This window comes from Stenotrophomonas mexicanensis, from assembly GCF_032911605.1.
Taxonomy (GTDB): domain Bacteria; phylum Pseudomonadota; class Gammaproteobacteria; order Xanthomonadales; family Xanthomonadaceae; genus Stenotrophomonas; species Stenotrophomonas maltophilia_A.
Map to the genome: position 1 here is coordinate 34,616 of NZ_JAWJTG010000037.1, position 11,884 is coordinate 46,499.

Consider the following 11,884-nt stretch of genomic DNA (forward strand, 5'->3'; position numbering starts at 1 on the left):
GTGCTCCCGAGGTTCAAGGAATGAAGATGAAATACGGCCTCTGTCTGCGCATCCTTCTGGCCAGTTCCCCGCTGCTCACCGCGGTGCTGCCCGCAGGCGCCCGCGCGGCGGAGGGCTATGTTCCTGACGCGGTGCAGGCCTTCGTGCTGGAAACGGTGCTGGCTGATGAAGCGCAAGCCTTCCACGAGGGCCACCCGACCTATCTGGTTCCGGTCAGCATGTCACGCACGCGCAGCGATGCCGACGTGGTGGCCGACCTGCGTGCTGAGTTCGACCGGTTCTACCGGGGCCAACCGAAGCCGAGAAAGGAAGTGGCGCACATGGCGATCCTCGTCGCACAGACCGCGCTGCTGCTGCCGGACCGTAGCGCCTGCAGCACGGATCGAGTGCGTTGCCACCAAGCTGCCATGGGCGTCCGCACCCGCGATGACGAGGCCAGCCTGCAGGCTACCCTGCGTGCCTTCCAGGACGCCGGGCTGGACCTGACCACCTTGAGTGGGCCGGCGTCCTGAGTGCATCGCATCCACGCATGGCATGGATGCAGCGTGTGATCACCGATGGTGAGCGTGCCGAGCAAGCTCGGCACCTACCAGAAGCGGATATGCGGCATGGCAGATCCACGCCATGCGTGGATGCGGTGTGCGATCACCGACGAAGAGCGTGCCGAGCAAGCTCGGCACCTACCAGGAGCGGATATGCGGCACGGTAGATCCACGCCATGCGTGGATGCGGTGTGCAATCGCCAACGAAGAGCGTGCCGAGCAAGCTCGGCACCTACCAGGCGCGGATATCCAGCACGTCACATCCAAACCACGCGTGGATGCGGTGTGCAATCGCCGGCGAAGAGCGTGCCGAGCAAGCTCGGCACCTACCAGAAGCGGATACGCGGCGCTGCACCTGACCAGAGGATCCGCGCCATGAGTCGAGCAGGGCTCGACTTACTGGGCCTTTTCCACGTACTTGGCGAACACGTCGTCGATCTGCTTGTCCTTCACCTTCTTGCCGGCCTGGATCTCTTCGGCCTGGGTGAACATCGGGATGATCATCGCCATGCCGTCGATCTTGGTCTTCAGGTGCACGCCCGGGGCCTGGCCGAGGAAGCCGTCCCAGCGCTGGCGCACCTTGGCCCAGTAACCGGCAGTGGCCTTCCAGTAGTTTCGCGCCGGGGTGAAGTCGACCTCGGTGGTCTTCACGTAGTCGTTGAAGCCGAACTCGCGGGCGATCTCCACCTGGCTGCCATCGGCGTTGCGCTGCACCTTGGTGTTGAACTGCTCGTGGGTCCAGCCGTTCGGGGTCAGCGTGTGGCGGTTGATCACGGCCAGCGCGTTGTAGTCACTGCGCTTGGTGTACTCACGGCGCGGCAGCGGACGCCAGCTCAGGTCGCTGGTCCAGCTCGGCACGTTGTTGGTGTAGGTCCACGTGCCGGTGCCGCAATAGCGCGGTGCGTCGCTCACTTCGTATACGCACTGGGTCCAGGCGCCCTGGTTCACCGCCGCCGGAATGCTGCGCACCTTCCAGGTCTGGTCGGCACTGAACTCGAAACGGTTCGGTGCTTCGTACACCCAGTCCTGACGCCAGTGCTTGGTGATGTGGCCGCTCTTCTCGTCCAGCAGCAGGTGCTGCAGCACGATGCGCTTCGGCGTGTCTTCGACCACGATGACCACTTCGCTGCCACCGCTGCGCATCGCCGACGCGCGCTCGTAGCCCGGCTTCAGCAGCACGGTCTCGTCGAAGGCGAAGTCCACGGTGTACTCACCCTGCATGGCAAGGATGCTGTCGTGGTCACGGGCGATATCGGAGGGCTGCGCGCTGGCCACGCCGCTGGCGGCGAGCACAAGCAGGGCGCTGGCTGTCTGGAGCTTCATCGGGGTCTTCCTTCGGGGTTGCAGATGCGTTGAGAGGCCGTCCGTGGCCGACAGGCGTTCCATCAGGAGTGGGTCACAGGCGGATCAGCGGCAGGTCGCCGGGAATCCGCGGCGCCGGACGCCGCGCGGCATCGGCACAGCAGCAATCGTCGATTGCCAGCTCGCCTTCGGCACCTTCCAGCCGTGCAATGCGGCGCGCGGTGGCTGCGCCCAGCGAGGACAGGGTCGACAGACTGGCGGCCAGCGTGCGGCCATCGTCGGCGGCATGCAGGCGCAGCGCGCACAGGCGCCAGCGCTGGCCACCCAGATGACCAGCCAGGCGCCGCCACAGGCGTTCGCCGACACTGCCGTCGCTGTCGTGCTCGGGCCCCGGCGGCAACGCAGCCACCAGCCGGTCCCAGGCCAGGAAGTCGCTGTCCGGCAGCAGGTACAGGCGCCACACGCAGCGGCCGCGGCCATCGAGGAAACACAGGCTTTCGCGCAGGCCTTCGCTGTCCACGCCCTGGCAGGCATGCACGCGTACGGCCTGGCGCCAGCCGCCCAGCTCGTTGCCGTCGGCGTGGTACAGGCACAACACGGTGCCGAGCGTGGCCAGCTGTGCCGGGGTCGGCCAGGCCGCGCTGTACGGCGCGGCGATGGAGTCATTCCTGCGTGCGGACAGTGCTCGGCTCATGAGGTCACCAGGAAACGGCAAGGCTGGCGGAGAAGGTGCGGCCCGGGCTGCTGAAACGATCGCTCAGTGCGCGATTGGTGATCAGGCTCGGAGTGATGGACGACCATTCGATGTAGCGCTTGTCGGCCAGGTTGAACACGCCGACATTGAAGGTGGCACCCGGTGCGAAGTTCCAGTGCGCCATCAGGTCCAGCACGCCGTAGCCGGCCGGCTGGTAGACGAACGGCGCCGGTGCGTTCGGATTGGTCTGCGCAGCAGGCGGCGGCAGGCGCCTCTTGCGCTGCACGAAGGTGCCGGCCAGTTCGACGCCCCAGGTATCGGTGTCGTACATCAGGCCCAGCGTGCCACGCAACGGATCGACCGAGGCCAGCGGTTCGTCATCGGTCCGGTTGTCACCACGCGACCAGGCCAACGCACTGCGCAGCGCCCAGCCCTTCAGCGCCGGACTGAGTTCACCGAATTCGATGCCGGCCTTCATTTCCGCACCATGGATGCGCGCGTCGGCGATGTTCTGCGACTGGAACACCATCAGGCCCTGTGCGTTGCGGCCGGTGTTGACGTTGGACTGGATGAAGTCCTTGTAGTCGTTGTAGTAGCCACTGACGCTGACGTACGCCGCCGGCGCGATGAAGCGCAGGCCAAGCTCGTAGCCGTCGCTGGTTTCCGGCTTCAGGTCCGGGTTGGCGATGGCGGTGTAGCCGAAGGCCACGTTGGTCAGGCCGATGTTGACGTCGTTGTACGGCGGCGAACGGAAGCCACGCGCATAGCCGGCGAACAGCGACCACTGGTCGGTGAAGCGCCAGACCATGCCCAGCTTCGGCGACACGCTGGTCTTCTTGAGCTGCGCTACGGCGGTAGTCGGATTGTCTTCGGCGAAGATGCTGTCCACTTCCGGCTTCAGCTCGTAACGGTCCACGCGCACGCCCGGCACCAGCGACAGCTTGCCGTCGGCCAGGCGCATTTCATCCTGCGCGTACAGGCCCAACTCGGTGGTCTTGCTGATCGGGAAGTCACGCACCGGGAAGGTGTCGGGGGTAACGATGTTGCTGACCACACCGGCACGGTTGACCTGGTAGCCGTCGCGCTTCTGGCGGATCTCGGTACGGGTGCCTTCGAAGCCGTAGGTCAATGCGTGCTCGACGCTGCCGGTGCTGAACGCCTTGTTGAACTGCGCCTGCAGGCCAAAGGCATGCTGGTCGAAGGAGAACACGCGGTGACGGCGGCTGCCGTCGGTGCGGGTCTCGTCGGTCTGCTGCCGCGTTTCGCTGTTCTGCGCATACACCTGCCAATGCAGGCTGTCGGCGAACGGCTGGTCCAGCGCATCCATTTCGTGGGCAAAGGACACGCGGGTACGCTTCTGCGTGTCGTGGGACTTCATGCCAGTAGCCGCAGCCATCGCGCCGGGGCGCGGTGCAACGCTGGCAATCGCCGACAACACATTGGTATCGGTGGTGTCTTCGTTGCCTTCCACGGTCAGGCGGAAGCGCTGGTCTTCGCTCGGTGCGTAGACCAGCTTGCTGAGCAGGCTGCGGCCGTCGCGGTCCTGCGGATTGGACGCGGTACGGGTATCGTTGTCGCTGCGCACCGTGCCCTTGTTGTCCGTTTCCTGGCCCTGGTGGTGGTTGACGTTGACCAGGCCGCTCCAGTGGTCGCCACCAAAGGCGGCGGTGGCACCGCCGAGCAGGCCCTTCCACTCACCGTCGTAGCCGAACTTCAGGCCGAAGTAGCTGTTCTTGCCGTCCTTGAGGTAGTCGGCCGGGTCCTTGGTGACGAACGCCACCACGCCGCCCAGTGCATCGGAGCCGTACAGCGAGCTGGCCGGGCCGCGCACGATCTCCACGCGCTTGAGCGTATCGAGGTCGGTGAAGTTGCGGTTGGAACTGGCGAACGAACCGATGTCGAACCGGGTCGGCATGACGATGCCATCGGTCTGGATGCGCACACGGTTGCCGTCCAGGCCACGGATGCGGAAACCATCCAGGCCGAAGCGGGTCGCGCTGCGGGTGACCGACAGGCCCGGCTCGTAGCGCACCAGATCCTTGATGTCCTGCACCAGGTGCCGGTCCATCTGCTCGCGGTCGATGACGTCCACGGTGGCCGCCACGTCGCTCACCGCCCGCTCGGTGCGGGTCGCGGTGACCTGCACCCGGTCAAATTCGCGCGCGTCGGGCGCAGCGGCGGCAGCAGCGTGGGCGGACAGCGGCAAAGCCATCCAGACAGCAAGACACAGGGCGGTATGGCGGGTCATCGGGTTCATTCGGTCAGGCAGGGGAACCCCCGGTTACCGGCACACCCGGAAGGTGCACGCGGTAGACCGAGGGGGAGAGAGCGGGAGCGGACGGGTCGCCCACCCTGTCGGCGCTGCCGGCAGGAGGGAGGGAGGCGGGCGACCAGGCCGCGATTACTTGGTCAGGATCAGCTTGTCGTTGCTGGTGTGCCGCAGGCGATAGAAGCGGTCACCGTGCTGGATCAGGATTTCACGACGGCCCTTGAGCAGGGCTTCACTGTCGATGACCTCTTCCGGCGGAACGACGCGGACCGGTCGATCGCGGAGGGTCAGCGTTTCGGGGCGCAGCAGTACAGGTTGAGCATTCATGAGCATCTGGACTCGTGCGAGGGACGAGTTAAATGATAATGATTCTCAGTTGACAATCAACAACCATTCTCAATTTCATTGATGAGATTAATGATCGAATTCTGAAATTCGATAGATTTCATCTATTGGGAGATGGGGGCACACGGCTTTTGCAGAGTCGAGCCACGCTCGACTGCTCTCGCGCCGTCGCCTGGAAATGCCCGCGCTACATGCGGAGTCGAGCATGGCTCGACTCTACAAAGGCCCGACCAACCTGGAGTCGAGCGTGGCTCGACTCCCCAAAGGGCTGTCAGGCGAAGACGGCTTCGACCTGGGCCCAGCCGGCCGCGTCGACCTGCTCCAGCACGTCCAGTGCCTGCAGGTTCTGCAGCAACTGGCTGACCCGGCTTGCGCCGAGGATCACGCTGGAAACGTTCGGGTTGCGCAGGCACCAGGCAATCGCCAGCGTCGCCGGGGCGTGGCCGAGCGCGCGTGCCACCTCGCTGAAGCGCCGCACCTGGCCCAGGCGGGCGCCGGCGTCGGCCCCCAGCACCAGGTCCTGCAACCACTCCATGCCTTCCCGCCCCAGCCGCGCATCGGCCTGGATGCCCTGGTCGTACTTGCCAGTGAGCAGGCCCGAGGCGAGCGGCGAGAAGATGGTGGTGCCCAGGCCGGCACCCGCATACAGCGGCGCGTACTCGACCTCGACCCGCTCGCGGTGCAACAGGTTGTACTGCGGCTGCTCCATCGATGGGCCCTGCAGGTTGCGCGCCTCGGCGATGTCCAGCGCCTGCTGGATCTGCGCCGCCGACCACTCCGAAGTGCCCCAGTAGAGGATCTTGCCCTGCCGTACCAGGGTATCCATGGCGTGCACGGTCTCGGCGATCGGCGCGTCCGGATCCGGGCGGTGGCAGTAATAAAGGTCCAGGTAGTCCACCCTCAGGCGCTTGAGCGCGGCATGGCAGGCGTCGGTCACGTGCTTGCGCGACAAGCCGCGCTGGGTCGGCCGCGGGTCCTTGGCACTGCCGAAGAACACCTTGCTGGACACGCAGAAACCGTCGCGCGGCAGGCGCAGATCGGTGATCACGTCGCCCATGACCTGTTCGGCACGGCCGTTGGCATAACCCTCGGCGTTGTCGAAGAAGTTGACGCCATGATCCCAGGCGGCGGCCACCAGGTTGCGGGCCTCATCGCGCGGGATCTGGTCGCCGAAGGTCACCCAGGCGCCGAAGGACAAGGCGGAAATCGGCAGGCCGGTGGAGCCCAGGCGACGGTATTGCATGCGAATCTCCTGCTGCGGGCCCGCATCCGGGCCGGGATCGAACCCCATTCTACCCGCCGCCGCCAGCCGCAAGCCCTTGCCGTTGCTGGCCTGATCGGTACCGTTGGCCGCGCACACGCTGCTTTTTCTTGCCCCGGCCCCTGCCCTGCACTAGGCTTCCCGTTTTTCGCGACGCCCCAGGGGAGTCACTCACATGGTCGAAGGTTTGGGCAGGATCGGCTTCGGCCTGTTCGGGTTGGCGGTGCTGATCGGCATCACCTGGTTGTTTTCCAATAACAAGCGCGCGGTTGACTGGAAGCTGGTTGCCACCGGTATCACCCTGCAGATCGCCTTCGCGGCGCTGGTGATCCTGGTGCCGGGCGGACGCGACGTGTTCGACGCACTGGGCAAGGGCTTCGTCAAGATCCTCAGCTACGTCAACGAGGGCTCGGGCTTCATCTTCGGCTCGTTGATGGACACCAAGAACTACGGCTTCATCTTCGCCTTCCAGGTGTTGCCGACCATCATCTTCTTCTCTGCGTTGATGGGGGTGATGTACCACCTCAACGTCATGCAGGGCATCGTGCGCGTGATGGCCTGGTCGATCACCAAGGTGATGCGCGTGTCGGGTGCGGAAACCACCAGCGTCTGCGCCAGCGTCTTCATCGGCCAGACCGAGGCGCCGCTGACCGTGCGCCCGTACATCGCCAAGATGACCCAGTCCGAGCTGCTGACCATGATGATCGGCGGCATGGCGCACATCGCCGGCGGCGTGCTGGCGGCCTACGTGGGCATGCTCGGCGGTGGCGATCCGGCGCAGCAGGCCTTCTACGCCAAGCACCTGCTGGCGGCCAGCATCATGGCGGCCCCGGCCACCCTGGTCGTGGCCAAGCTGCTGATCCCGGAGACCGGCACCCCGCTGACCCGCGGCACGGTGAAGATGGAAGTCGAGAAGACCTCCAGCAACATCATCGACGCGGCCGCCGCCGGCGCCGGTGACGGCCTGAAGCTGGCGCTGAACATCGGTGCGATGCTGCTGGCCTTCATCGCCCTGATCGCGCTGCTGAACGCCCCGCTGACCTGGATCGGCGATGTGACCGGCCTGGCCGCCGCCATCGGCAAGCCGACCAACCTGTCGACCATCTTCGGTTACGTGCTGGCCCCGATCGCCTGGGTGATCGGCACCCCGTGGGCCGATGCCACCACCGTCGGTTCGCTGATCGGCCAGAAGGTCGTGATCAACGAGTTCGTGGCCTACACCGAGCTGTCGCAGATCGTGAACGGCCAGATCGCCGGCGTGAGCCTGTCCGAGGAAGGTCGCCTGATCGCCACCTACGCGCTGTGCGGCTTCGCCAACTTCAGCTCGATCGCGATCCAGATCGGCGGCATTGGCGGCCTGGCCCCGGAACGTCGCCACGATCTGGCCAAGTTCGGCCTGCGCGCGGTGTTGGGCGGTACCATTGCCACCTTCATGACGGCGACCATCGCCGGCGTGCTGACGCACTTCAGTTGAACCCTTGGTTGAGAAAAGATTCCCTATGAGCAGCAGTGTCGTTGTCGTCGGTTCCTTCAATGTCGATCACGTGTGGCGGTGCGAGTCGCTGCCGGCACCGGGTGCGACCATTGCCGGCCGTTACAGCACCGGCCCCGGTGGCAAGGGCTTCAACCAGGCCGTGGCGGCCTGCCGCGCCGGTGCCGACACGCACTTCGTATGCGCGCTGGGCGACGACGCCGGTGGTGCCACCGCCCGTGAGCTGGCCGCGCAGGATGGATTCGCGCTGATCGCCGAGGCCAGCAGCGAGCCGACCGGCACCGCCGGCATCTACGTCGATGCCCGTGGCCGCAACACCATCGTGATCGGACCGGGTGCCAACGCCGCGCTGAGCACCGACTTCCTGCAACAGCAGCAGGCCCTGCTGACCGGCGCCAAGGTGGTGCTGGTGCAGCTGGAATCGCCGGTGCAGACCATCGAAGCGGCACTGGCCACGGCCCGCGAGGCCGGCGTCACCACCGTGCTCAACACCGCACCGGCCGACGCCCCTTCGACCATCGGCCTGCTCAAGCTGGCCGATGTGATCACCCCGAACGAGACCGAGTTCGCCGCCCTGCTCGGCCGCCATGTCGGTGAGCGCGTGGATGCCAACGACGTCGCCGCGCTGGATGGTGCCAGCCTGCATGCGCTCTGCCGCAAGCTGGTCGGCAACGGTACCGTGGTGGTGACCCTGGGTTCGGTGGGTGTGTTCGTGTCGCATGCCGACGAGAACCTGCGCGGCGATACCCAGCCGTACTACCGCGTGGGTGCCGAACAGGTGCAGGCGATCGACACCACCGGTGCCGGTGACGCCTTCAACGGTGCGCTGGCCGCGTCGCTGGCGCAGGTGGCCGACGCCCCGTTCGCCCGCCACGTGCGCTTCGCCAACCAGTTCGCCGGTCGTTCGACCGAGAAGGAAGGCGCTGCTGCGGCAATGCCGCGCTTCACCCCGGCCGACGTGGAAGTGAAGTAGATCCACGCCATGCGTGGATGGGAAGGCCCGGGTGCGCTGGCATCCGGGCCTTTCTTTTGCCCATTGTCCAGCTCTGCGACCGCCTGCCGCATTGCCCTCACCCCGCCCCTCGCCGAACATCCGCGCAGCTTCTCTGCACGGGCAGGACATGGACGGATTCCCCTGGTTGCTGGTTGCCGCCGCCGGCAGTGCCATCGCAGCCTTGCTGCATATCGGCTGCATTGCCTTTGGGGCACCCTGGTACCGGTGGTTCGGCGCTGGCCCGCGCATGGTCCGGCTGGCACAGGCGGGGCATTGGTGGCCACCACTGATGACCGCCGGCATTACTGCCGTGCTGGTGGCCTGGACGCTGTATGCGCTGGCAGCCGCAGGCTGGCATTCGCCGCTGCCGGCCAGCCGTCCGGTGCTGTCGGGCATCGCCCTGCTGTTGCTGCTGCGCGCGGCGATGGGATTCGGGCTGGCGCTGCTCCGGCCCGGCTACAACGGCCGGTACTTCTGGGTAGTCAGTTCACTGGCCTGCCTCAGCCTGGGGCTGGCCTTCGCGTTGGGTACCCGCCAGGCCTGGCAGAGCCTGGGGTAGCCGCCTACCATCGCCCACCCTTGGGGGCGGCGGAAGCAACCGTCAAGCATCTGTTGATGCCGGTACGGCATGAGCTGGGTGCGGATCGGCCTGAACCGGAACGCCTCCGACACGGCCGTACCGCCGCCCGCGCCCTACAATGGGCGCATGCAGATCGGCCCGTACACCATTGCCCCCAACGTCGTGCTGGCGCCCATGGCCGGCGTCACCGACAAGCCTTTCCGCCTGCTGTGCAAACGGCTGGGCGCGGGACTGGCCGCCTCGGAAATGACCATCAGCGACCCGCGCTTCTGGACCACGCGCAAGTCGATCCATCGCATGGACCATGACGGCGAGCCGGCACCGATCAGCGTGCAGATCGCCGGCACCGAGCCGCAGCAGTTGGCCGAAGCCGCCCGCTACAACGTGGACCACGGCGCGCAGATCATCGACATCAACATGGGCTGCCCGGCCAAGAAGGTGTGCAACGCCTGGGCCGGTTCGGCACTGATGCGCGACGAGCAGCTGGTGGCGCGCATCCTCCAAGCCGTGGTCAACGCGGTGGACGTGCCGGTCACGCTGAAGATCCGTACCGGTTGGGACTGCGACCATCGCAATGGTCCGGTGATCGCGCGCATCGCCGAGGACAGCGGCATCGCCGCACTGGCGGTGCACGGCCGCACCCGCGACCAGCACTACACCGGCCAGGCCGAGTACGCCACGATCGGCGAGATCAAGGCCGCACTCCGCATTCCGGTGATCGCCAACGGCGATATCGATTCGCCGCAGAAGGCCGCCTACGTCCTGAAGGAAACCGGCGTGGACGCAGTGATGATCGGCCGCTCGGCACAGGGCCGGCCATGGATCTTCCGCGAGGTGGCGCACTACCTGGCCACCGGCGAGGAACTGCCGCCACCGTCGCTGGATGAAGTGCGCGACATCCTGCTCGGTCACCTGCATGCGCTGCATGCGTTTTATGGCGAGCCGCAGGGCGTGCGCATCGCGCGCAAGCACCTGGGCTGGTACGCCAAGGACCGGCCGGAGAATGCCGCCTTCCGCGCGGTGGTCAACCGTGCCGAAGACCCGCAGAGCCAGATCGCGCTGACCACCGAGTACTTCGACCGCCTGATCGCCGGGGAACCGGCGTTGTCTTCGGCAGCCTGAGCGCGCCAGCCCCTCGTAACCCGCCCGACTGCCTTGATCCGTAGAGTCGAGCTTGCTCGACTGCTCCACACCGTAGAGTCGAGCGTGCTCGACTGGCTTTCTGAACAGTCGAGCACGCTCGACTCTACGCGCCCCTTCCATTGATCACGCTCGACGCTACAAGAGCCCGCCCCCATGACCCCGCCGATTTCCTCCCCGACCTACCTGCACGGATTCTCCGGCACCGAGCAGCAGCGCCTGATGACCCAGGCACGGCTGCTGGAATCGAGCATCTTCGGCCAGATCGACTACAGCGGCGCGCGTCGCCTGCTGGAAGTCGGCAGCGGCGTCGGCGCGCAGACCGAAATCCTGCTGCGCCGCTTCCCCGATCTGCACGTGACCGGCGTGGACCTGAGCGAAACACAGCTGGCCACCGCGCGCGAGAACCTGGCGCGCACACCGTGGTGCAGCGACCGCTACACCCTGCAGCAGGCCGACGCCGGGGAGCTGCCGTTCGAAGCACGCAGCTTCGACGCGGCGTTCCTGTGCTGGGTGCTGGAGCACGTGCCGTCACCAGCACGCGTATTGAGCGAAGTGCGCCGCGTGCTGGCCCCGGGTTCGCCGGTCTACATCACCGAGGTGATGAATGCCTCGTTCCTGCTCGACCCGTATTCGCCGCATATCTGGCGCTACTGGATGGCCTTCAACGATTTCCAGTACGACCACGGGGGCGACCCGTTCGTCGGCGCCAAGCTGGGCAACCTGCTGCTGGCCGGCGGCTTCCGCGACGTGCACACCGAGATCAAGACCATCCACCTGGACAACCGCGAACCGGCCCGTCGCAAGACGATGATCGCGTTCTGGGAACAGCTGCTGCTGTCGGCTGCCGACCAGCTGTTGCAGGCCGGATCGGTGGACGAGGAAACCGTGGAAGGCATGCGTCGCGAGTTCCGCCTGGTGCAGAACGATCCGAACGCGGTGTTCTTCTATTCGTTCGTGCAGGGCCGCGCCACGGTGTATTGATTCGGTGGAGCCACGTCATGCGTGGCTGTCTTCGCCAATGTCCGCGCCATCCATGCATGGCGTGGATCTACGGATGCGACACTGCACCGCCGATGGAGGCAGTAGAGCCACGCCATGCGTGGCTGCCTTCGCCGATGCCCGCGCCATCCACGCATGGCGTGGATCTACGGATGCGACACCGCACTGCCGATTGATGCCCGCACCATCCACGCATGGCGTGGATCTGCGGATGCGACACTGCACCGCCGATGGAGGCAGTAGAGCCACGCCATGCGTGGCTG

11 protein-coding genes are annotated in these 11,884 nt (G+C 66.2%); 6 read left to right on the plus strand and 5 right to left on the minus strand.

Going from position 1 to position 11,884, the window contains the following annotated elements; genetic code table 11:
* The first annotated feature begins 26 nt into the window (after window positions 1-26).
* Complete coding sequence (locus R1L06_RS15375; RefSeq protein ID WP_317218140.1) at window positions 27-512, plus strand: hypothetical protein; 486 nt, start codon at window positions 27-29, stop codon at window positions 510-512.
* Window positions 513-938: 426 nt separating this feature from the next.
* Here the strand turns inward: R1L06_RS15375 and R1L06_RS15380 are convergent, their stop codons facing one another.
* The 5 genes from R1L06_RS15380 to R1L06_RS15400 all read right to left on the minus strand — a co-directional run bounded on the left by R1L06_RS15380 (window position 939) and on the right by R1L06_RS15400 (window position 6,395).
* The gene (locus tag R1L06_RS15380; protein ID WP_317218141.1) at window positions 939-1,865 is read right to left on the minus strand and encodes a DUF6607 family protein; all 927 of its coding nucleotides are present in this window, start codon (window positions 1,863-1,865) and stop codon (window positions 939-941) included.
* A 73-nt stretch (window positions 1,866-1,938) separates the two neighbouring features.
* Window positions 1,939-2,538, minus strand: coding sequence for a ChuX/HutX family heme-like substrate-binding protein (locus R1L06_RS15385; protein WP_049399785.1), 600 nt, complete (start codon window positions 2,536-2,538; stop codon window positions 1,939-1,941).
* A gap of 4 nt (window positions 2,539-2,542) precedes the next feature.
* Entirely contained in the window at window positions 2,543-4,786 is a 2,244-nt protein-coding gene (locus R1L06_RS15390) for a TonB-dependent hemoglobin/transferrin/lactoferrin family receptor (RefSeq protein ID WP_373695429.1), read from the minus strand.
* A gap of 153 nt (window positions 4,787-4,939) precedes the next feature.
* Window positions 4,940-5,134, minus strand: a complete 195-nt coding sequence (hemP, locus tag R1L06_RS15395) for a hemin uptake protein HemP (RefSeq protein ID WP_005412278.1) — start codon at window positions 5,132-5,134, stop codon at window positions 4,940-4,942.
* A gap of 289 nt (window positions 5,135-5,423) precedes the next feature.
* Window positions 5,424-6,395 carry an aldo/keto reductase gene (locus tag R1L06_RS15400; RefSeq protein ID WP_317218142.1) on the minus strand — a complete coding sequence of 324 codons (972 nt, stop codon included), beginning with the start codon at window positions 6,393-6,395 and terminating at the stop codon, window positions 5,424-5,426.
* Window positions 6,396-6,588: 193 nt separating this feature from the next.
* Between R1L06_RS15400 and R1L06_RS15405 the strand changes: the two genes are divergently transcribed.
* The 5 genes from R1L06_RS15405 to R1L06_RS15425 all read left to right on the plus strand — a co-directional run bounded on the left by R1L06_RS15405 (window position 6,589) and on the right by R1L06_RS15425 (window position 11,603).
* Window positions 6,589-7,887 carry a NupC/NupG family nucleoside CNT transporter gene (locus R1L06_RS15405; protein ID WP_110711071.1) on the plus strand — a complete coding sequence of 433 codons (1,299 nt, stop codon included), beginning with the start codon at window positions 6,589-6,591 and terminating at the stop codon, window positions 7,885-7,887.
* Window positions 7,888-7,912: 25 nt separating this feature from the next.
* Window positions 7,913-8,878, plus strand: a complete 966-nt coding sequence (locus R1L06_RS15410; protein WP_032129936.1) for a ribokinase — start codon at window positions 7,913-7,915, stop codon at window positions 8,876-8,878.
* A gap of 148 nt (window positions 8,879-9,026) precedes the next feature.
* Window positions 9,027-9,458, plus strand: a complete 432-nt coding sequence (locus R1L06_RS15415; protein WP_317218143.1) for a hypothetical protein — start codon at window positions 9,027-9,029, stop codon at window positions 9,456-9,458.
* 147 nt (window positions 9,459-9,605) lie between these two features.
* Entirely contained in the window at window positions 9,606-10,601 is a 996-nt protein-coding gene (gene dusB / locus R1L06_RS15420) for a tRNA dihydrouridine synthase DusB (protein WP_317218144.1), read from the plus strand.
* 174 nt (window positions 10,602-10,775) lie between these two features.
* A complete protein-coding gene (locus R1L06_RS15425) occupies window positions 10,776-11,603 on the plus strand; it encodes a class I SAM-dependent methyltransferase (protein WP_032129690.1) in 828 nt (275 codons plus the stop codon).
* The last annotated feature ends 281 nt before the right edge of the window (window positions 11,604-11,884 follow it).

Coding starts and splice junctions, on each gene's coding strand:
- R1L06_RS15425 (WP_032129690.1), top strand. CDS start 10,776: ATGACCCCGCCGATTTCCTCCCCGACCTACCTGCACGGATTCTCCGGC.
- R1L06_RS15410 (WP_032129936.1), top strand. CDS start 7,913: ATGAGCAGCAGTGTCGTTGTCGTCGGTTCCTTCAATGTCGATCACGTG.
- hemP (WP_005412278.1), bottom strand. CDS start 5,134: ATGAATGCTCAACCTGTACTGCTGCGCCCCGAAACGCTGACCCTCCGC.
- R1L06_RS15380 (WP_317218141.1), bottom strand. CDS start 1,865: ATGAAGCTCCAGACAGCCAGCGCCCTGCTTGTGCTCGCCGCCAGCGGC.
- dusB (WP_317218144.1), top strand. CDS start 9,606: ATGCAGATCGGCCCGTACACCATTGCCCCCAACGTCGTGCTGGCGCCC.
- R1L06_RS15385 (WP_049399785.1), bottom strand. CDS start 2,538: ATGAGCCGAGCACTGTCCGCACGCAGGAATGACTCCATCGCCGCGCCG.
- R1L06_RS15375 (WP_317218140.1), top strand. CDS start 27: ATGAAATACGGCCTCTGTCTGCGCATCCTTCTGGCCAGTTCCCCGCTG.
- R1L06_RS15390 (WP_373695429.1), bottom strand. CDS start 4,786: ATGACCCGCCATACCGCCCTGTGTCTTGCTGTCTGGATGGCTTTGCCG.
- R1L06_RS15415 (WP_317218143.1), top strand. CDS start 9,027: ATGGACGGATTCCCCTGGTTGCTGGTTGCCGCCGCCGGCAGTGCCATC.
- R1L06_RS15400 (WP_317218142.1), bottom strand. CDS start 6,395: ATGCAATACCGTCGCCTGGGCTCCACCGGCCTGCCGATTTCCGCCTTG.
- R1L06_RS15405 (WP_110711071.1), top strand. CDS start 6,589: ATGGTCGAAGGTTTGGGCAGGATCGGCTTCGGCCTGTTCGGGTTGGCG.